General features: G+C 46.9%; 20 protein-coding genes. 8 read left to right on the top strand and 12 right to left on the bottom strand.

Features of this window, described 5'->3' with window-relative positions:
• Positions 1-22: 22 nt before the first annotated feature.
• The 6 genes from GZK95_RS05625 to pspA form a co-directional block, all read right to left on the bottom strand.
• Positions 23-3,121, bottom strand: a complete 3,099-nt coding sequence (locus GZK95_RS05625; protein ID WP_075713519.1) for an efflux RND transporter permease subunit — start codon at positions 3,119-3,121, stop codon at positions 23-25.
• The gene (locus GZK95_RS05620) at positions 3,114-4,193 is read right to left on the bottom strand and encodes an efflux RND transporter periplasmic adaptor subunit (RefSeq protein WP_075713521.1); all 1,080 of its coding nucleotides are present in this window, start codon (positions 4,191-4,193) and stop codon (positions 3,114-3,116) included. The genes GZK95_RS05625 and GZK95_RS05620 overlap by 8 nt, the downstream gene beginning before the upstream one ends.
• 1 nt (position 4,194) lies before the next feature.
• Complete coding sequence (locus GZK95_RS05615) at positions 4,195-5,226, bottom strand: efflux RND transporter periplasmic adaptor subunit (protein ID WP_075709287.1); 1,032 nt, start codon at positions 5,224-5,226, stop codon at positions 4,195-4,197.
• Positions 5,227-5,387: 161 nt separating this feature from the next.
• A complete protein-coding gene (pspC, locus tag GZK95_RS05610; protein WP_171972087.1) occupies positions 5,388-5,804 on the bottom strand; it encodes an envelope stress response membrane protein PspC in 417 nt (138 codons plus the stop codon).
• Entirely contained in the window at positions 5,767-6,000 is a 234-nt protein-coding gene (gene pspB / locus GZK95_RS05605) for an envelope stress response membrane protein PspB (RefSeq protein ID WP_075709285.1), read from the bottom strand. Before pspB ends, pspC begins: the two co-directional genes overlap by 38 nt.
• An 82-nt stretch (positions 6,001-6,082) precedes the next feature.
• On the bottom strand, positions 6,083-6,751 hold the full coding sequence (gene pspA / locus GZK95_RS05600) for a phage shock protein PspA (protein ID WP_075709284.1): 669 nt from the start codon (positions 6,749-6,751) through the stop codon (positions 6,083-6,085).
• Between the two features lie 182 nt (positions 6,752-6,933).
• Here pspA and pspF point away from each other — a divergent pair, with 182 nt between their 5' ends.
• From pspF to GZK95_RS05565, 7 genes are all read left to right on the top strand, one after another.
• Positions 6,934-7,926, top strand: a complete 993-nt coding sequence (pspF, locus tag GZK95_RS05595) for a phage shock protein operon transcriptional activator (protein WP_075709283.1) — start codon at positions 6,934-6,936, stop codon at positions 7,924-7,926.
• A gap of 158 nt (positions 7,927-8,084) precedes the next feature.
• The gene (locus GZK95_RS05590; protein WP_075713523.1) at positions 8,085-9,701 is read left to right on the top strand and encodes an ABC transporter substrate-binding protein; all 1,617 of its coding nucleotides are present in this window, start codon (positions 8,085-8,087) and stop codon (positions 9,699-9,701) included.
• Positions 9,702-10,664: an ABC transporter permease gene (locus GZK95_RS05585; protein WP_075713525.1), complete on the top strand. Its 963-nt coding sequence runs from the start codon at positions 9,702-9,704 to the stop codon at positions 10,662-10,664.
• Positions 10,651-11,538 (top strand): putrescine export ABC transporter permease SapC, encoded by an 888-nt coding sequence (sapC, locus tag GZK95_RS05580; protein ID WP_075709280.1) that lies wholly within the window; start codon positions 10,651-10,653, stop codon positions 11,536-11,538. Before GZK95_RS05585 ends, sapC begins: the two co-directional genes overlap by 14 nt.
• Positions 11,538-12,533, top strand: a complete 996-nt coding sequence (locus tag GZK95_RS05575; protein WP_075709279.1) for a peptide ABC transporter ATP-binding protein — start codon at positions 11,538-11,540, stop codon at positions 12,531-12,533. The genes sapC and GZK95_RS05575 overlap by 1 nt, the downstream gene beginning before the upstream one ends.
• Positions 12,530-13,315: a peptide ABC transporter ATP-binding protein gene (locus tag GZK95_RS05570; protein ID WP_075709278.1), complete on the top strand. Its 786-nt coding sequence runs from the start codon at positions 12,530-12,532 to the stop codon at positions 13,313-13,315. The genes GZK95_RS05575 and GZK95_RS05570 overlap by 4 nt, the downstream gene beginning before the upstream one ends.
• An 11-nt stretch (positions 13,316-13,326) precedes the next feature.
• Positions 13,327-14,100, top strand: a complete 774-nt coding sequence (locus GZK95_RS05565; RefSeq protein WP_075713527.1) for a DUF2927 domain-containing protein — start codon at positions 13,327-13,329, stop codon at positions 14,098-14,100.
• A 53-nt stretch (positions 14,101-14,153) separates the two neighbouring features.
• On the opposite strand, the gene GZK95_RS05560 is transcribed toward GZK95_RS05565, so the two are convergent.
• On the bottom strand, positions 14,154-15,059 hold the full coding sequence (locus tag GZK95_RS05560) for a manganese-dependent inorganic pyrophosphatase (protein WP_075713529.1): 906 nt from the start codon (positions 15,057-15,059) through the stop codon (positions 14,154-14,156).
• A 113-nt stretch (positions 15,060-15,172) separates the two neighbouring features.
• Here GZK95_RS05560 and GZK95_RS05555 point away from each other — a divergent pair, with 113 nt between their 5' ends.
• Positions 15,173-15,439: a hypothetical protein gene (locus tag GZK95_RS05555; protein WP_161987196.1), complete on the top strand. Its 267-nt coding sequence runs from the start codon at positions 15,173-15,175 to the stop codon at positions 15,437-15,439.
• A gap of 52 nt (positions 15,440-15,491) precedes the next feature.
• On the opposite strand, the gene hisIE is transcribed toward GZK95_RS05555, so the two are convergent.
• From hisIE to hisB, 5 genes are read right to left on the bottom strand one after another with little or no spacing between them, the layout of a single operon-like run.
• On the bottom strand, positions 15,492-16,127 hold the full coding sequence (gene hisIE / locus GZK95_RS05550) for a bifunctional phosphoribosyl-AMP cyclohydrolase/phosphoribosyl-ATP diphosphatase HisIE (RefSeq protein WP_075713531.1): 636 nt from the start codon (positions 16,125-16,127) through the stop codon (positions 15,492-15,494).
• Positions 16,124-16,912 (bottom strand): imidazole glycerol phosphate synthase subunit HisF, encoded by a 789-nt coding sequence (gene hisF, locus GZK95_RS05545; protein WP_075713533.1) that lies wholly within the window; start codon positions 16,910-16,912, stop codon positions 16,124-16,126. The genes hisIE and hisF overlap by 4 nt, the downstream gene beginning before the upstream one ends.
• Positions 16,894-17,631, bottom strand: a complete 738-nt coding sequence (hisA, locus tag GZK95_RS05540; RefSeq protein WP_075713535.1) for a 1-(5-phosphoribosyl)-5-[(5-phosphoribosylamino)methylideneamino]imidazole-4-carboxamide isomerase — start codon at positions 17,629-17,631, stop codon at positions 16,894-16,896. The genes hisF and hisA overlap by 19 nt, the downstream gene beginning before the upstream one ends.
• A gap of 12 nt (positions 17,632-17,643) precedes the next feature.
• A complete protein-coding gene (gene hisH / locus GZK95_RS05535) occupies positions 17,644-18,258 on the bottom strand; it encodes an imidazole glycerol phosphate synthase subunit HisH (RefSeq protein ID WP_075713537.1) in 615 nt (204 codons plus the stop codon).
• A gap of 8 nt (positions 18,259-18,266) precedes the next feature.
• The gene (gene hisB / locus GZK95_RS05530; protein WP_075713539.1) at positions 18,267-19,340 is read right to left on the bottom strand and encodes a bifunctional histidinol-phosphatase/imidazoleglycerol-phosphate dehydratase HisB; all 1,074 of its coding nucleotides are present in this window, start codon (positions 19,338-19,340) and stop codon (positions 18,267-18,269) included.
• Positions 19,341-19,366: the final 26 nt, after the last annotated feature.

The following is a 19,366-nucleotide window of genomic DNA, read 5'->3' as shown; positions in this document are numbered from 1 at the left end:
CTCATTCACATTTTCACCTAGCTTAGCTTGGAATCGCTACGCGATGGAAGAGACGATACAACACTGGCACCACTATCAATGTGAGCACCGTAGCAAAGCCAAGACCAAACATAATCGTTACCGCCATTGGTTTAAAAAAGATATCGGGCAGCAGCGGCACCATACCAAGGATTGTCGTAATGGCAGCCATACAAACAGGACGAACGCGACTTAACGCCGCTTCAACAACGGCGGTATAGGGTTCTTTACCCGCACCAATTTCAATGTTGATCTGATCAAGCAATACAATACCATTTTTCAACACCATCCCTGATAAGCTGAGAAAACCAAGCAGTGCCATAAAACCAAATGGCGTATTTAGTGCTAACAACCCCGTGGTGACGCCAATAATTGCCAACGGCACTGTACACCACACAATCAGCGGCTCTTTGACCGAGTTAAACAAGAACACAGTGATCAAGAACATAAACAGATAGCCTAAAGGCATGGTGGTGAACAGCGAGGCTTGTGCGTCTCCTGATGATTCATACTCCCCACCCCACTCAAAGCTGTAACCGGGTGGCAGTTCAATCGCTTCCACTTGCTTTTGGATACGTTTTTGCAATGTTGCCGCGGTTTCTTCACCCAAGATATCTGGGTCAGCCATCACTGTCAGCATACGCTTGCGGTCTTTTCTGACAATAATTGGATCTTCCCACAACATTTCATACCCTAATGTCACTTGTTGTAGCGGGATGTATTCACTTAACGCTGGGCTCCAAATCTTCATCCCCTCGATATTGCGAATATCGACCCGTTCATCTTCGGGCAAGCGCGCGACTATCGGCATAAGTGTCGTGCCATCTCGATATACCCCGACGCCTTTACCTGAGAAGGACATGGCTAAAAAGTCATCCACATCAGACTTAGTGATCCCATAACGTCTGGCTTGGCTCTCATTGAACTGCGGCTCAAGCACTTTGGTACGCTGTCGCCAATCATGACGTATATTGGTTGCCCCTGGGTCGGCATGCATAATCGCTTCCACTTGCGCCGCGATTGAACGCAATACCGTTGGGTCTGAACCGATGACACGCGCCTCAATTTTCGCCCCACCGCCAGGTCCTAACTCTATTTGCTTCAGTTTGTAGTTAATTTCCGGGAAGTTTTGCTCCAAATGTTGACGAAAACGGGTCATTAAATCGGCCAGCATTTCATAATTCTCTACCCGAGTGGTGATCTCCCCATAAGCTGCATAGCTTTTTTCCGGAGCGTACGTCAACATAAAGCGCTGTAAGCCTTTGCCCGCTGTCGTTGTCACATGCTCAACACCTTGCTGATCTGAAATCCAGCTTTCTAACGCGGTTAACTTGGTATTAGTTGCGCGAATATCCGTACCTTCAGGTAACCAAATATCAGCTTGGAAAATAGGGGTCGTCGACGACGGGAAAAATGATTGCTTAACGTGAGTAAATCCGTAGATACTGGCTGCTAAGCCTACCACCAGCACAATCATCGTCATCCACGCGCGTTTCATACAGAACTGCAAAAATCCTTTGTAAACAACAAAGATCATTCCGTTGTAAGGGTCACTGTCTTCACCACCTTGAGGCGCTTTCTGCCCTTTAAAAAATAGATCAGCAAAGAAGGGCGTAAGAGAAATGGCAGTAAACCAACTTAGCATCAGTGAGATCAATAGCACGGTGAACAAGGTACCACAGTACTCACCCGTCGAATCTTCTGACAAGCCAATCGGCGCAAATGCGGTAACCGCGATCACCGTCGCCCCCAAGAGCGGCCACTTGGTTTGAGTAACAATATCTGTTGCGGCTTGTAGCCTTGTTCTCCCTTTCTGGGTCCCGATCAGTATCCCTTCAACCACCACAATCGCATTATCCACCAGCATCCCTAACGCGATTACCAATGCGCCTAACGAGATTCTTTGTAGGTCGATCTGGTAGTACTTCATAAAAATAAAGGTACCTAAAACGGTCAGCAGCAAGATCAAACCGATCAGCAGCCCAGATCTCAACCCCATAAAGAACAGCAAGACGATAATAACAATCGCCACCGCTTGACCAAGGCTGACAACAAAGCCTCGTACTGACTTATCTACCTCTTTCGGCTGGCTATATATCTCAGAGATTGCGACACCGACGGGTTGCTGGTACTTAAGCTCCGCCAAGCGACGGTCAAAGCGCTCGCCAACTTTTACCACGTTAACCCCTTGAGCAAATGACACCCCAACATTGAGCGCAACACGCCCATTAAAGGTGATCACGTTCGTTGGCACATCAATATAGCCACGCTTAATCTCAGCCACATCTCGTAAGTAAATAAGACCTTGCGCGCCACTTTCAGTGATAATCAAATCACCAAGCTGGTCGACGTTTTCAAACTCGCCCGTTGGATGTATGCGGATATATTCGCTACCAATACGCACCGCTCCGGCGGTAGAGACCACGTTTTGAGTCGAGAGTAAATTGAATACCGTTGTCGGCGCCAAGCCTAAGCTGCTTAATCGCTTCATTGAGATTTCAATAAACACTTGCTCTTGCTGCTCACCGGTCACTGACACTTTGCTTACACCATCGACCAATTCAAGTTCACGGCGCAAGTAATCAACGTAATCAAGCAACTCTTTATAGCTATAACCTTCACCAGTCACCGCAAGCAAAATACCGTAAACATCGCCGAAGTCATCAATCACTTGTGGGTCGTTGACACCGGGAGGCAACGCGCCTTTTAAGTCATTGACTTTTCGGCGTAATTCATCCCAAATTTGCGGTAGGTCATCCGGACCATAGTTGTTTTTCATTGTCACCGTGATTTGTGATAGCCCACGGCTTGAAATCGAGTTAATTTCATCCACATAGGTTAACTGCTGAATGGCTTTCTCGATGGGATAAGTCACTTCCTCTTCAACTTGCTGAGGCGTTGCTCCAGGATACGAAGTCACCACCATGGCATCTTTAATGGTAAAGGCGGGATCTTCTAAGCGACCTAAGCCAAAAAACGAAGCCACACCGCCAATTAGAAATATCAGAGCAATCATCCAACTGATAACACGGTTACGGATAAAGTACGCAGCAATACCCGTGACATCATCGTCGCTTTGAGGCGCGTCTACTTTATTATTCATTGCCAACCTCCTTGTCGATTACTTCAACCTTCGCACCTTCCGTTAAGCGCGAAATCCCTGCTATCACGACTTGCTCTCCCGCTTTGACTCCAGATAAAATCTGTATTGAACGCTTTGTCGCCTTGCCGATCACGACTTGTGTTTTGTGCACCGTGCCATTACTGCTAACAACCCAAACGAACTTATTTTCACGCCCCAAATCATCCCCATCTTGGTTAAAAATGGCTTCTATTGGCACTTGAACACCTTTTTTTAAATCAAGCCCCACTTCTTCACTGTTTGAGGTCACTTCAACCGCCATCCCATCAAGGAGATATTCATCCTCCGGCATTGGTAGTGACAGTGTCACGTTAAATGTTCCTGTCTGAGGGTCCGGCTCTGTCGTAAACTCCTTAATCGCCGCATGATATTCATTGCCACTGGGCACTTTCACAATCGCATCAATACGCGCCAAGTCATCTTGTTTTGGTTGATTGACATATATCCGGTCAGGCAGTTGTATCAGGATCTCAACACTGTTCAAGCTATGGATATTGACAATATTCTGCCCAACTTGGATGTTCTCAAACTGGTCAACTGAAACGCGAGAAATGATCCCGTCTACGGGGGCTTTAAGCTGAGTGAACGACAAACGCAGCTTCGCCAACTCCAGTTCCGCCAATGCGATGCGTCTTTGAGCTGCGATTTCATCAAATTGTGATTTGGCCAATAAGCCTTTGTTCACCAGCGGCTTGGAGCGTCGATATTGACTGTTGATCACTGAGTAACGAGCAGAGGCATTGTCAACATCAAGCTGATAATCCGTAGGTTCAATCTCAGCGATTAACGCGCCTCGTTCAACTTTATCCCCTTCTTTTACATAAACACGGCTAATCTCACCTGCCACTCGGAAACTCAGATGTGAGCGTTCAGCAGCGTTCGCAACCGCAGGAAAATAGAGGCTGTCTGTCGGTGGATCTTGCTCCACCGTGATCACTTCCACCTTGGGAAGACCAAAGTCCGTATATGGTGCTGGCTCACTGCATGCAGTAAGAATGGTCATCAGCGAAGTTAGTACTATTGTCCGTTTCATCCTACAACCCTCGCTCCTTGACCCATTCTCTCACTTTGATGCCACGCTCAATCCCGCTAACACCCGAGATAACAATTTGGTCGCCGTCATTCAGCCCCGTGACCACTTGCTGTTGGTCATTTAACTCAATCGCAGCTTTTTCAACGATACCTTGCTGATTCACTCGCCAAACACAGGTTTTGCCGTTTTCCTCGAACAATGCAGAGGTCGGTATACTAGTGGCACTGGATGAAGCGGCAACGACCCGCACAGTACCTGACATACCCGGTAAGATGCCGGTATTTTCCGGTCGCTCCATCACCATGGTCACTTTGTAGGAACCCGTTTTGGGGTCAGCTTCGGTATCGATTTCTTGGAAAGTTAACGGGTATTCACTACCTGGAAACGCATCAAATGCCATATACGCCTGTGGATTAACGCCGACGGTAAAGCGATTCAAGAGATGATCGGGCAATTGAAAAAAGACCTTCATCAAGCGGTTAGTCTGAATGTTCATCACCCCTTTCTTCGCTTCGATAAACTCGTGGTTTTCCGCCGGAATCAGAGAAATGGTGCCATCATAAGGGGCGACTAGCTTGGTATAACGTAAATTCGCATTGGCTTGATCAAGCGTTGCTTTTGCAGAATTGCGATTCGCTTTTGCTTGGTCAAAATCTTGCTCAGAGACGACTTTATCGCGACGTAACTTTTTACTGCGCTGGTATTGCACATCAGCGAGTTGATACTGAGCCTGCGCTTGTTGAGCCAACAGCTCATATTCATCAGGATTAAGCGTCGCCAGTATTTGCCCCTTGCTAACCGACTCTCCCGCTAATACGTCGATAGTTTGCATTAAGCCGGGAACACGAAAGGCCAAAACTGCGCGGTCTCCCGCTTCTGTTGTCGCAGGGAAACGACGCTCAAAGGCAGAGTTACCAACAGTGACAGAAAACAGCTTCGCAGGTCTGGATTCAGGTTCAGGGACGGGAGGAAGTTCTTTACCACAACCATAAAGCAGCATGGCAATGGTGAGTAGCGAAAAAGTCTTGAGCATAATCAATCATCCATTTGTTTTGCTAGGCGCAAAAGCCCTTAACAAAAGATAGATGACTGATCACCACTCTGCCACTTTGTTACGTAATTTTCGCTAATAAAATGAATAGCTTGAGAGGTCATCACAACCCCTCACTCACTCAGGTAAGATCTTGTGCAGGATTAAAGCTTACTAAACTCACGGTTCACTTTGAATGTGTCAGAGGTGACATAAGCTTCGATATTACGCAGCTTGCCCTCCAAGTGGGCAAAGTCCTTGTCCAGTGTTTCTAATAGCTGCTCTGGCGACTGCCCTGCCTGCCAAGGCTTGCTTTTTAAGGTGTGCTCTTGTTGCACCTTAAGACTTTCAACATAGTTCGCTGGCTGTTTCTCTAACATTAAGGTAAGGGCAATATAGGCTAATACGACCAAAAAAGACCCACCTAGCAGAGCGGCAGAAATCACTAAAATTCGCACTAGCCACACTTCTGCCCCAACATAGTTAGCAAGACCCGCACATACGCCACTTAGCTTACCGTTAATGGTATCGCGATAGAGTTCTTTACTCATAATTGCGCCTCCAATTTGGCGACTCCGCATCCAAGATACGCTCTAATGTGTCTACACGCTTCTGCATCGATTCCGCACGCTCAGATAATTGCTCTAAACGTTGATAATCTTCTTGAGACAGACCGCTGCTGGTTTTACGTTGACTGCGGTAGTGAAGGATTAACCAAAGCGGAGCCACAAAAATCATAAACACGATCAGTGGTACAGCAACCCAAAACAAAGACATAAGTCACTCCTAAATGTAATCAAATGATAGGCAAGCGTACTACTCGCCTATTTTGCAATGATAATTCCAACGTTATCAACGACTACTTCTTTTCTTCCATCTGTTGCTTCAGTTTAGCAAGCTCTTGTTCAATTTCGTCTTGAGCTTGTAACTCAGCAAACTCTTGGTCAAGAGATTTGCCTTGCCCCGTTTTGGCATAAAGATCCGCTTCCGCCTCTAACTCATCAATCTTGCGTGAATACTGGTCAAACTTTGCCATTGCTTCGTTAGTTCGTGCGGTATGCAGATGGCGTTGAACATCACGACGGTTGGAAGCCGTTTGACTGCGGATCGCAAGCGCTTGCTGCTTAGCACGCGTTTCAGTGATCTTGCTTTCTAGCTTACCAATCTCACCCGTCAGTTTTTCAATTGTTTCTTCAACCAAGGTTTGCTCTGTGTGCAAACCTTTTAAAACATCTTGTAGCTTTTGCTTTTCAATCAAAGCTGCGCGCGCCAAATCTTCACGCTGTTTGGTCAGTGCAAGTGTCGCTTTTTGCTGCCACTCGGTGACCTGATCTTCAATTGCTTCAACTTTGCGTGCCAATTCTTTCTTGTCAGCAATTGCTTTAGCAGAGTTAGTTCGTACTTCGACTAACGTGTCTTCCATCTCTTGAATGATCAAGCGGATCATTTTTTCTGGATCTTCCGCTTTATCTAGCAGAGAACTGATGTTTGAATTCACGATATCGGCAAAACGAGAAAAAATACCCATGGACGACTCCTTTTTTGGTCAAATCTAAGTAAAGACAGTTAGATATTATCAAGTCCCATGCCAACTTTATTAATCGCTACAATTCAATAACTTACATAAAATCACTTAAATAACAGCTTGTATAACTGATAAATTTAACCAACTATAGGTGAAATTTACCAACTTTATATGCCGAGCCCACTATGAAGCAAAACCTGATAGGCGAGTCTCCTGCGTTTCTCTCTGTGTTAGACAAAGTTTCCAAGCTTGCCAACATTGAACGTCCTATACTGATCATAGGCGAGCGCGGTACGGGTAAAGAACTTATCGCCCAACGACTGCACTATTTGTCAAAGCGTTGGGACCAGCCGTTGATTTCACTCAACTGTTCAGCCCTTAGTGAAGGATTGATTGACTCAGAATTATTTGGTCATGAGTCCGGCTCATTTACTGGCTCTAAAGGCCGTCACAAGGGTCGCTTTGAACGAGCAGAGAATGGCACTTTATTTTTAGACGAACTCGCCACTGCACCCTTGTTAGTGCAAGAAAAATTATTGCGCGTGATTGAATATGGTCAATATGAGCGTGTTGGTGGGCATGATCTTCTTAGCGCAAATGTTCGTTTAGTTTGTGCTACCAATGCGGATCTACCCGCTTTAGCTGACCAAGGAGCCTTTCGAGCCGACTTACTCGACCGCCTAGCATTTGATGTCATTCATCTGCCGCCGTTACGCGAGCGCAAAGAGGACATTTTGTTGTTAGCCGAGTACTACGCGATAAAAATGTGTCGTGAACTCGGTTATGAGTACTTCGTTGGCTTTACCTCTGATGCGAAACAAAGCTTACTTGACTATCCTTGGCCCGGTAATGTTCGTGAGCTCAAAAACGTCATTGAACGAGCGGTATATCAACATGGACAATCTGAGTATCCGATAGAGGACCTCATTTTCGACCCGTTTGCTCGCCCTTCTGCCATCGAAAGCGTCGCAGATGAAGATAAGCCTGCACTTGAACGTCAATTTGAATTTCCACTCGACTATAAGGAGTGGCAACAACAACAAGATCGTGAGTTACTTAAAGCCGCCCTTGAGCAAAGTAAATTTAACCAGCGCAAAGCGGCAGATTTACTGGGATTAAGTTACCACCAACTGCGCGGGATGGTGCGCAAATATGATTTAAACCGAGAGAACCAGTGACTAAAGATTGAGTAATCTCCCCTCACTTGGCAATGTGGTTGTACACTTTGTGCCTGAGGGACTCTAGTTAGACTGGTTTAGAAAGCAACTATTAGTGGTCAATGCTTTGGGGCTTAGGCATAATTGAGGGTTCCATTGCGCTATAAACGCTGAAATTTATGAGAGCATTCATACAATTGACAATTAGCTTCTTCGCTGCCGGCCTTTTATCTGGTTGTGGAGAAGACATCAGTCACGAGAAAGCACGCCAAACTGGGTTCGTATTTTGTGGTCAAGCAGGGCCAGCAACCTTTAACCCACAGTTGGTAGACAGTGGTATCACATCAGAAACTTTAAGCTCACAGCTTTTTGATACTCTGTTGACCCTTGACGCCAAGACCTATCAACCGAAACCAAGTATTGCCGAAAGCTGGCAGGTTAATGATTCCGGTACTGAATATATCTTCAACTTAAAGCCGGCAGTCTCATTCCAAACGACAGAATGGTTTACACCATCTCGCCAACTCAACGCAGATGACGTGGTGTTTAGTTTCGATCGTATTATTGACCCGAACCACCCATTCCATCCAGTGGGCAATGGCTATCCTTGGTTTAGTGGTATTAACTTTCAGAACCTTGTGCTTGATGTCGTCAAGCTTGATGACCACCGAGTTAAGTTTGTGTTAGCCAAACCAGATAACACCTTCTTATCTAATATCGCCACCAGCCATGCGGTCATCCACTCAAAAGAGTACGCCCATCAGTTGCAACTACGCGACGAAATGGCACTGCTTGATAGCCATCCGGTCGGAACCGGGCCATTTTATCTTGCCGACTACCAAGTCAATGATTTCGTTCGCCTAAAACGTCACGATGGTTACTGGGCTGGCAAAGCCAAAATGAAGCAAGTGGTGTTTGACATTTCCCATCGCGGTACGGGCACGCTGGCAAAATTGCTGCGTAACGAATGTGATGTGCTCACTTCACCACGCTCAAGCCAAATTCCCACCATTGAAGCGCACGAGAAACTCACGTTAACGGCCAAACCCGCGATGAACATTTCCTACATTGCGGTCAATACGGAACATCCTGCATTGAGCGACGTCAGAGTGCGTCGGGCCCTCAATCATGCCATTAATCGACAAAATATCCTTGATTCCGTCTATTACGGCACCGGTAGCCAAGCTTTTTCAGTTCTACCTCAAAACTCTTGGGCGTATAATGGTGACAGTATCCAAGTTCGTTATGACCGCAACTATGCAATTGCACTTTTGCGCGATGCAGGTTTTGCCGACGGTTTGACCCTCAATATGTTGGTGCCATTAGAGCCGCGTTCTTATAACCCAAGTCCGCGTAAAACCGCTGAGTTGATTCAAGCGAATATGGCAGATATTGGTATTACCCTTAATCTACTGACCGATGATCGCTTTAGCGGTGTCGCAAACGACAGCAATCAACAAGTTGATCTCTATTTAACGGGGTGGATTGCGGATACTGGCGATCCTGATAACTTTTTAAGACCCCTACTCTCTTGTGATTCAGAGAAAGCAGGGCCGAATATTTCACGTTGGTGTAACCCTGATTTTGACTTCCTGCTTGATTTGGCATTAGAAGTAGAAACACCACGTTATCGAATCAATTTATACAAACAAGCGCAGAACATTGTTAATTCAGAGTTCCCTGTGATACCGCTTAACCACGGTATGCAGTTCCAAGCGCACGATAGTTCACTGGTAGGTTTTAAAATGAGCCCATTCAATGCTCAGCCATTCGACTTAGTAGAGAGGATTCACTAGATGTTTCTCTACACCGTTCGACGACTGAACTTATTTATTATTACTTTGCTGATCTTAACGATTGTCGGCTATAGCTTGTTGCGCCTTGACCCCAACTCACATTGGGCGATGCAAAACTTTTGGACAGGTTGGACCGCCTATATCGGCGAGTTAACCCATTTAAACTTTGGAGTAAACAAAGCCGGCGTTCCAATCATTGATGAATTAAAAACCGTCTTTCCTGCCACCCTTGAACTAGGGTTAATTGCCTTTATGATCTCGCTGATCATTGGTATCCCCATCGGTACTATCGCGGGTATGAAGCAAGGGAAATGGCTTGATACGATTATCTCGTTCACTTCCATGTCGGGCTATTCAGCGCCTATTTTCTGGGTGGCGCTATTGATGATCATGGTCTTCTCTTTGCATTACCAAGTGTTTCCAGTCGCAGGGCGTTATGACCTACTGTATCAAATCGAGCATGTCACCGGTTTTGCACTTATCGATGCGTTCCTTACTGAAGGACCGCAACGTGCCCACGCGCTGCAAAGCGTAATTGACCACCTGATATTGCCTTGTTTTGTTCTGGCGCTGGCGCCGACCACTCAAGTTATCGGATTAATGCGTGCTTCGGTGTCTGAAGTGATGAGTAAAAACTACATTCGTGCTGCACGCATCAAAGGTCTCTCGACACGTGAGATTGTCACTCAGCATGTGATGCGTAATGCGATTCCGCCAGTTATCCCAAAAATCGGTGTGCAACTGTCGAGTATGCTAACTCTAACGATTGTCACTGAATCTATATTCAACTGGCCGGGCATAGGTCGTTGGCTATTAGATGCCCTTGCGAATCAAGATTACGTTTCGATTCAAGCCGGGGTCATTGTCGTGGCTACCTTGGTTCTCACCGCCAATATTCTCTCTGATTTGGTCGGTGCGATGGTCAATCCATTAGTAAGGAAAGAGTGGTATGCTAACCGATAACATCTATCAAGAAGAGCGCATTCCGACTCAATTCGAGCGATTTTGGCGCAGCTATCGCAAAAACAGCCTCGCGATGTTTGGACTTTGGTGTTTAATCATTATCGCTCTTCTCACTATCGTGGCACCATGGATCACACCTCATGATCCGCAAGCGCAGAGCGGTGAATTGTTGCTGCCTCCTTCTTGGAACCCAGCAGGTACCGTTGAGTACTTCCTCGGCACCGATGACTTAGGTCGCGATATTCTCTCGCGCCTGATCGTAGGCTCACAGCCAACCTTTGGCGCCGCGTTACTTATCACCGTGATTGCCGCAGCGATTGGTTGTGTCATCGGAACACTGGCAGGAATGACCAAGGGGCTGATTTCGAGCACCTTGAACCACTTGCTAGACACCGTGATGTCAATCCCATCGCTACTTCTGGCAATCATCTTTGTTGCCTTCCTTGGGTTTGGCGAATTCAATGTGCTGTTGGCGATCTGTATCGCCTTGATCCCGCGTTTTATCCGTTCAATATACATCGCGGTACACAACGAAGTTGAAAAAGACTACGTAATGGCGGCACGTCTAGATGGGGCGAATAATTTCTACTTGTTGTGGAACTCAATTTTGCCCAATGTGCTCGTCGTGTTCGCCACTGAGTTCACCTTGGCACTGTCCATTGCAATTCTAGATATTACTGCTCTTGGCTTTCTTGGCCTTGGCGCGCAAGCTCCCAGCGCCGAATGGGGTGCAATTTTGGGCGACTCTGTTGAGCTGATTTACCTTGCTCCTTGGACAGTAACCCTACCAGGACTGGCAATCATGTTTACTGTTGTTGTTGTCAACTTAGTGGGAGAAGGCGTCCGCCAAGCTCTCAATGCAGGGGTAGAATAATGCCATTACTTGATATTCGACACCTGACAATCGAAATTGAAACACCTCAAGGACGGGTTAAAGCGGTTGATCGCATGAGCATGACGCTCAATGAAGGTGAAATTCGTGGTTTAGTGGGCGAGTCCGGCTCAGGTAAGAGTTTAGTCGCGAAAGCCATTGTTGGTGTCTGCAAGGACAACTGGACAGTCACCGCAGACCGAATGCGCTTAGGCAATATCGACCTACTTCAACTCACACCACGCGAAAGACGTCGAGTTATCGCGCGCGATATCGCAATGATTTTCCAAGAACCTTCCACCTGCTTAGATCCCTCTGAAGAAGTTGGAAGACAATTGATTGAATCGATTCCATCACGCTCATTTGAAGGCAAATGGTGGCAACGATTCCAGTGGCGTCGTAAGCAAGCCGTCGCGCTTTTGCACAAAGTGGGGATTAAAAACCACCGTCAAATCATGAGTAGTTACCCTTATGAGCTCACTGATGGTGAATGTCAAAAAGTGATGATTGCGATGGCGATTTCCGCTAAGCCAAAATTGCTGATTGCCGATGAGCCAACCAACGATTTAGACCCAATTACACAGTCTCAAATCCTACGTTTGCTCAGTCGTATGAACCAGATCAACAACACCAGCATCATGTTGATCGGACACGATCTTACCACGATAACGCAATGGGCTGACCGTATTACAGTCATGTATTGTGGTCAGTCGGTTGAGTCCGCTGACACAGATAAGATTCTTGCCAAACCAAAGCACCCATACACCGCCGCGTTGCTAAAAGCGATGCCGGACTTCTCTGAGTGGATTCCACATAAACAGAAGTTACAGTCACTGCCTGGCACCATTCCACCGCTGCAGCATCTTCCGATAGGCTGTCGCCTTGGACCTCGTTGCCCTTATGCTCAACGCCAGTGTGTAGAGATACCACTTCCGCAGCGGATTAAAAACCACAAGTATTCTTGCCACTTTCCATTGAACACGGAGAAAAAAGGATGAGTGCTTTACTCGAAGTCACCGACTTATCAAAAGTATTTATCAGCCGCCCTGGCTTGATCCGTAAAAAGGAACATGTTGCTGTAAAACCGGTCAGCTTTACCCTTGAAGCTGGTCAAACGATTGGTTTTATTGGACAAAATGGTTCGGGTAAGTCGACATTAGCGCGAATGCTTGCGGGTATGGTCGAGCCAACTTCCGGAGAAATCCGAGTTAACGGCGACTTACTTGAACATAAAGATTATGCCACACGCTGTAAGCTGATTCGGATGATCTTCCAAGACCCGAACACGTCGCTCAATCCTAAGATCCAAATCGGTAATATCTTAGAGGGACCGCTGAAACGAAATACCAATATGCCACCAGAGGCGCGAGTAAAACGGGTAAAAGATACTTTGCTGCGTGTGGGTTTGTTACCTGAACACGCCTACTTCTATCCACAGATGCTGGCAACGGGGCAAAAACAGCGTGTTTGTTTGGCTCGTGCTCTTATCTTGCAACCATCAATCATTGTTGCTGATGAAGCACTCAATGGTCTTGATATGGCAATGCGCTCACAGATCATCAACTTGTTTCTTGAGTTGCAAGAAGAGATGGGCGTGTCATTTGTCTATGTATCGCAGCATATTGGAACGGTAAAACACATTACCGATAAAATTATGGTGATGCACGAAGGTGACGTCGTCGAAGCTGGGGACACACACAAGGTCCTTTGTGATCCACAAAGCCCCATCACTCAGCGCTTAGTTGAAAGTCACTTTAATAAAGCACCGGGATTCAAATAGGGACGTTGACAATGGCACGGATCGCCTGTCTTTTCTTATCCTTGATTTTCTCCTCTCCCCTTTATGCTGTTGGGCAAACGTGGCTAGATCCTCACTTCGTTCAACAAGCCTTTCTAGAGGTGGCACTTAAAAACGAGCATCAGCCCGGAGATAAACCTCTCGCCAAGTGGCATCAACCACTCAAAATATGGCTCCAGCATAAAGTCGGTGATCAGGCGCTCCATGAATCACTTGTCGATGCGCATATTCAACATTTACAGCAAATCACCGGTCACCCTATTTATCGTGTCAGCACTCGCCAACAAGCGAACGTGGTATGGATATTTACCCGAGAGTCTCAGTGGCAGCAAGATATCCGTGAAGAAATGGGGCAGGAGGCGCTTAAATACGTACGTGGTGCGATATGCAAAGCGAGCTATTCCGTCTCCCCGCGCACCAATGAAATCATCAAAGCTAGCGTGATTATTCCTGTTGACCAAAGTCGAAGTCATGGAAAATTACTTGCCTGCATCGTCGAAGAGATCACTCAAGTTATGGGGTTGCCGAATGACTCTGAACTCGCCTACCCTTCGATTTTTAATGACTATACGCCTGACGATTTTTTATCACCACTTGATGTCGTGCTACTCAAGCTACTCTATGAGCCCAAACTTAAAAGCGGAATGAACCAACAGCAAGTCACTCAGCAACTCAAGTTCTTACTGCAACGCTATCAACATGATGAAGTGTTAAAAGACGCGGTCACTGTTGCCCGTTCTGCCCCGTTACGCAAAATGCTCGAATAAAAAAGCCCATCCTTAGGATGGGCTTGAAAATTCCGACTTAGTCACATGATGACTTAAGCAAGTTCAGTTTGTAGCCATGGCCAGCCTTGCTTCTTACGGCTTAGCGTATTTTCCATCATTAGCATGCCGTCTTTCTCATGCTTAACTAGCTTCTCAGCCCACTCACCTTTGTAAAGCAGACGAGTTTGCGCTGTCGTGATGTCTGTTAGCATCACAGCAGCGAATGCAAGACCTTCTTCAGTGCAACGACGCTCTAGATCAGCTTCTAGAGCATCAATCATGCCGTCAACTTGCTCTAGCGTTGCAAGTTCAACTTGACCTACTACTACGTCACGACCGTTGAATGGGTAACCTTTAAGGTCTTTTTCAACAAGTTCAGCTGCAGATAGACCTTCGATGTCGGTCTTAGCAATCAGTAGATCTTTAATGAACGCATCAACATCTTGTACATCAGCTATCGCAGCAAGCTCAGCCACTGCATCTTTATCTTTTTGAGTACAAGTTGGTGAAGCAAAACCGACAGTGTCAGACAGGATTGCTGACATCATAAGCTTCGCGATTTGAGGAGTGATTGTGTGACCTTCAATCTTGAACATGTTGAATAGTACAGTGTTGGTACAACCTACAGGCCAGATCCAAGCTTCCATTGGGTTCACTGTCATCACGTCACCTAAACGGTGGTGGTCAACGATACCTAGGATTTCTGCTTCAGCCACATCATCTGGTGCTTGTGCTAGATCTGAGTAATCAACTAACCAGATTTGCTCGCCAGCAACTGAAGTACGTAGTTCTGGAGTTTGAGCACCAGCGACTTCTAGAATATGTTGAGTTTCACGGTTGATCTCGCCTTGGCGAATTGGCATTGCTTCAACGCCACGTGCTTTTAGTAGCTCAGTGGCTACGATTGCACTACAGATACTATCACTATCAGGGTTCTTGTGACCTACTACTAGAATCATTGCTCTTCCTATTTAAGTCTTACTACTCGCCTAAGTTATTTCTGCACCCACTTCGATGTGAGTTTTTAGGCAATTTACTTACGAAAGCCGATACTTTACCTGATTTTTATCATTTGTCATCGGTAAATTCGCGAGAAGCGAGAAGCGAGAAGCGAGAAGCGAGGAGCGAGAAGCGAGAAGCGAGAAGCGAGAAGCGAGGAGCGAGAAGCGAGAAGCGAGAAGCGAGAAGCGAGAAGCGAGAAGCGAGAAGCGAGGAGCGAGAAGCGAGAAGCGAGGAGCGAGAAGCGAGAAGCGAGGAGCGAGAAGCGAGAAGCGAGAAGCGAGAAGCGAGAAGCGAGAAGCGAGAAGCGAGAAGCGAGAAGCGAGAAGCGAGGAAATAATAAAGGGTTGCCTTATTTCAGCAACCCTTAGGTGGCTTTAATCAAAAACTGATTATTTGTGGCGCTCTTTGAGCTTGTTGATCACATCATTGAATGACAAGCCTTGGTCTTGCAGTAGAACAAACAAGTGGTAGATGAGATCAGCAGATTCACAGACTAATTCCGCCTTATCACCCGACGTTGCCGCAAGCGCGACTTCAACGCCCTCTTCGCCCACTTTTTGCGAAATACGTTTGGTACCACGAGCGTAGAGACTGGCGGTGTATGAGGATTCGGGATCGGCATGTTTACGCTCAGCCAAAAGCTGCTCAAGTTGATGAAGCCAAACCAGTTGCGATTCTTCTTGCTTATCGCCATCCCAGCACGTTGTCGTCCCTGTGTGACACGTCGGACCGATGGGGTTAACTTTAACCAGTAAGGTGTCGTTGTCACAATCAAGGGCAGCATTAACCAGATTTAGCACGTTGCCCGAGGTTTCACCTTTGGTCCACAAACGCTGCTTAGTTCGGGAAAAGAAAGTCACATGACCTGTTTCGCCTGTTTTTGCCAGCGCATCTTGGTTCATGTAACCCATCATTAATACTTGGCTCGACTGAAAATCTTGCACAATAACTGGCAGTAAGCCATCGACTTTATCCCAGTTGATACGCTGGTTTAACGCAGCAATATCGCTTACTTGGAAACTCATAACTTCACCTCTACTGGTCGCGCTACTACACCTTGTGCAAGTAGATACTGCTTTAACTCACCAATATTGATCACTTGTTTGTGGAACACCGATGCCGCGAGTGCGCCATCAACGTTGGCTTTATGGAAAGCTTCAGCAAAATGCGCCATCGCGCCAGCACCGCCAGATGCAATCAGTGGTACCTTACACACTTCACGCACCATATTGAGCTGTTCAATATCGTAACCGTTGCGTACGCCATCTTGGTTCATCATATTCAAGACAATTTCACCTGCGCCACGCTTTTGCACCTCTTGTACCCAATCACGGGTTTGCCATTGTGTCGCTTTGGTACGAGCTTCATCACCGGTGAACTGATAAACCTGATATTTGCCCGTCTCTTTGTCGTAGTAAGAGTCGATGCCCACCACGATGCACTGCACGCCAAATTTATCGGCTAGCTGAGTAATCAGCTCTGGGTTTGCCAGTGCTGGTGAGTTAATTGATACTTTATCGGCACCAAACTCGAGAATACGGGCGGCATCTTCTGCCGATTTAATTCCTCCCGCAACGCAGAAAGGAATATCAATAACTTCCGCTACGCGCTTCACCCAGCTTTTGTCGACTACTCGCCCATCGCTTGACGCAGTAATATCGTAAAACACTAGCTCATCTGCGCCCTCTTCGGCGTAACGTTTGGCGAGCGGGACGATATCACCAATAATTTCATGGTTACGGAACTGAACCCCTTTGACTACCTGTCCATCTCGAACATCAAGACAAGGAATTATTCGCTTTGCCAACATGCAAATGCCTCCTCTGCGGTAAACTTGCCATCAAGTAGAGCGCGACCCACAATCACGCCCGCGACACCAGTGCCTTTCAACGCTTCAATATCGGCTAAGTTGCCAATGCCGCCTGAAGATTGAAACTGCACTTGCGGATACTGCTTACAAAGGTCGACATAAAGCTCGACGTTCGAACCTGCTAATGTGCCATCGCGCGAGATATCAGTGCAAAGTACATGCTTTAGCCCCACAGTTAAGTAGTCATCAATCAACGCTTCAATAGTCACGCCAGAGTCTTCTTGCCAACCTGATATCGCGACCTTTCGCGTGCCGTCTGAGTCAATGTTGATATCCAGAGCTAAGACGATTTTCTCCGCTCCGTATTTCTCCATCCAACCTTTTACCAATTTGGGTTGTTTAACGGCTGTTGAGCCAACCACCACGCGTTGGGCGCCCGCTTCTAGCAAGTCGACCACATCTTGCTCGCTGCGTACCCCACCACCAATTTGAATATTGGCCGGCGTGCTAGCTAACAGCTTGGCAATCAGATCAAGCTGGCGAGCGGTCGTGTCTTTCGCACCGGTTAAATCAACCAAATGTAACCAATTGGCGCCAGCTTGGTGATAAAGGTTGAACTGCTCAGCCGGATCAACCTTATATTCTGTTACTTGACCGTAGTCTCCCTGGTAAAGGCGAACTACCTGTCCTTCTATTAAATCTAACGCTGGGATAATCACGTGTAGGTCCCTCTACAAATTTAAGAAATTCTCGATAAGTTTGGCGCCAGCGCGGCTAGAGCGCTCCGGATGAAACTGCACCCCGTAGTAGTTGCCGCTTTGCACAGCGGCGCTAAACGGCTGACCATAATCACACTCTGCAATGGTATAGTGGTCGACAGGCATGGCAAAACTGTGCACGAAGTAGAAATATTCTCCTTCTTCGATACCTTTAAATAACGGATGCTCTGGCAGCGACTTGACGGTATTCCAACCCATATGTGGTAAAGGCAGGTCCCCAGTTTGCATCAGCTTAACTTCACCCTCACACAAACCTAAACACGCGACTTGCGCGTCCGCTTTCTGCCCTTTTTCTTGGGAGAACTTACCCAACAGCTGCATACCCAAGCAGATACCTAACAGTGGCTTTTCAACTTGCTTGACCAATTGGATCAAGTTACGTTCTTTCAAGTTTTTCATTGCCTCACTGGCAGTGCCTACTCCCGGTAAGAAAAGCTTATCGGCGGCCAGAACAACTTGTGGGTCTTTTGAGATTTCTACCTCACAACCTAAACGCTCAATCGCAAATTTAACTGAAGAGACATTGGCACAACCGGTATCAATAATGACGACTTTCTGTGGTTTCATAATCCCTCCTACAGCACGCCTTTACTACTTGGCAACTCAGTACCTTCCACTTTGATCGCTTGACGCAGTGTCCGACCAAAGGCTTTAAATAGGCTCTCGATGATGTGGTGATCATTATCACCTGACGACGATAGGTGGAGCGTACAAGCTAGTGTATCGGTTAATGAGCGGAAAAAGTGCACCACCATTTCGGTCGATAGGTCTCCGACTTGCTCACGACTGAACTCAGCTTCAAACTTAAGGTAAGGACGACCTGACAAATCAAGCGCGCATTGCGCCAAACACTCGTCCATTGGCAAGCTAAAACCAAATCGACCAATGCCACGTTTATCACCCAGCGCATCTTTCAGTGCTTGCCCTAACGCCAGAGCGGTATCTTCGACCGTGTGGTGGTCATCGATATGCAGGTCGCCTTCCACTTGGCAAATCATTTGAAAACCACCGTGGGTAGCGATTTGATCGAGCATGTGATCGAAAAAGCCTAAACCGGTTGAGATCTGGTTGCCGCCTTGCTCATCAAGATTAACGCGTACTTTAATATCAGTTTCTTTGGTGGTGCGAACCACTTCTGCGATACGTGCATTCACCGTCAGATCTTTGAGGATTTGCAGCCATCCCATCGTCTCGGGGTTATATTGAATCCCACGAATCGCCATATTCTCGGCTAATTGCAAATCCGTCGCGCGGTCCCCAATCACCACAGAGTGCTGGAAGTCGACCTTGCCACTTTGCAGATACTCCTTAACCATGCCTAGCTTTGGTTTGCGGCATGAACAGTTATCTTCTTCAAAGTGTGGACAAATCAGAACGTCATCGAACTTCACGCCTTGCGAGGTGAAAATCTCCATCATCATATCGTGTGGCGCATCAAAGTTGGCTTGCGGGTAGCTGTCCGTACCCAATCCATCTTGATTGGTGACCATAACTAACCGATACCCCGCCTCTTGGAGTGCGAGAAGGCTCGGAATAACAAAAGGTTCTAGCTTAAGTTTATCAAGACGGTCGACTTGGAAATCAACGGGAGGCTCAACGATCAAAGTACCGTCGCGGTCGATAAACAAGATTTTTTGCTGCTTGCTCACTGGAATATCCTTATTTATTTGCGCTC

Origin of the sequence: Vibrio panuliri (genome assembly GCF_009938205.1) — a bacterium.
In the GTDB taxonomy this organism is placed as follows: domain Bacteria; phylum Pseudomonadota; class Gammaproteobacteria; order Enterobacterales; family Vibrionaceae; genus Vibrio; species Vibrio panuliri.
Note: the sequence above shows the minus strand (reverse complement) of the source record. Positions and strands in the feature narration are given on the sequence as shown.

Bases quoted from the DNA above. Each gene is read 5' to 3' on its own strand.
- GZK95_RS05625 (WP_075713519.1), bottom strand. From the start codon at position 3,121: ATGAATAATAAAGTAGACGCGCCTCAAAGCGACGATGATGTCACGGGT.
- GZK95_RS05620 (WP_075713521.1), bottom strand. From the start codon at position 4,193: ATGAAACGGACAATAGTACTAACTTCGCTGATGACCATTCTTACTGCA.
- GZK95_RS05615 (WP_075709287.1), bottom strand. From the start codon at position 5,226: ATGCTCAAGACTTTTTCGCTACTCACCATTGCCATGCTGCTTTATGGT.
- pspC (WP_171972087.1), bottom strand. From the start codon at position 5,804: ATGCGGAGTCGCCAAATTGGAGGCGCAATTATGAGTAAAGAACTCTAT.
- pspB (WP_075709285.1), bottom strand. From the start codon at position 6,000: ATGTCTTTGTTTTGGGTTGCTGTACCACTGATCGTGTTTATGATTTTT.
- pspA (WP_075709284.1), bottom strand. From the start codon at position 6,751: ATGGGTATTTTTTCTCGTTTTGCCGATATCGTGAATTCAAACATCAGT.
- pspF (WP_075709283.1), top strand. From the start codon at position 6,934: ATGAAGCAAAACCTGATAGGCGAGTCTCCTGCGTTTCTCTCTGTGTTA.
- GZK95_RS05590 (WP_075713523.1), top strand. From the start codon at position 8,085: ATGAGAGCATTCATACAATTGACAATTAGCTTCTTCGCTGCCGGCCTT.
- GZK95_RS05585 (WP_075713525.1), top strand. From the start codon at position 9,702: ATGTTTCTCTACACCGTTCGACGACTGAACTTATTTATTATTACTTTG.
- sapC (WP_075709280.1), top strand. From the start codon at position 10,651: ATGCTAACCGATAACATCTATCAAGAAGAGCGCATTCCGACTCAATTC.
- GZK95_RS05575 (WP_075709279.1), top strand. From the start codon at position 11,538: ATGCCATTACTTGATATTCGACACCTGACAATCGAAATTGAAACACCT.
- GZK95_RS05570 (WP_075709278.1), top strand. From the start codon at position 12,530: ATGAGTGCTTTACTCGAAGTCACCGACTTATCAAAAGTATTTATCAGC.
- GZK95_RS05565 (WP_075713527.1), top strand. From the start codon at position 13,327: ATGGCACGGATCGCCTGTCTTTTCTTATCCTTGATTTTCTCCTCTCCC.
- GZK95_RS05560 (WP_075713529.1), bottom strand. From the start codon at position 15,059: ATGATTCTAGTAGTAGGTCACAAGAACCCTGATAGTGATAGTATCTGT.
- hisIE (WP_075713531.1), bottom strand. From the start codon at position 16,127: ATGAGTTTCCAAGTAAGCGATATTGCTGCGTTAAACCAGCGTATCAAC.
- hisF (WP_075713533.1), bottom strand. From the start codon at position 16,912: ATGTTGGCAAAGCGAATAATTCCTTGTCTTGATGTTCGAGATGGACAG.
- hisH (WP_075713537.1), bottom strand. From the start codon at position 18,258: ATGAAACCACAGAAAGTCGTCATTATTGATACCGGTTGTGCCAATGTC.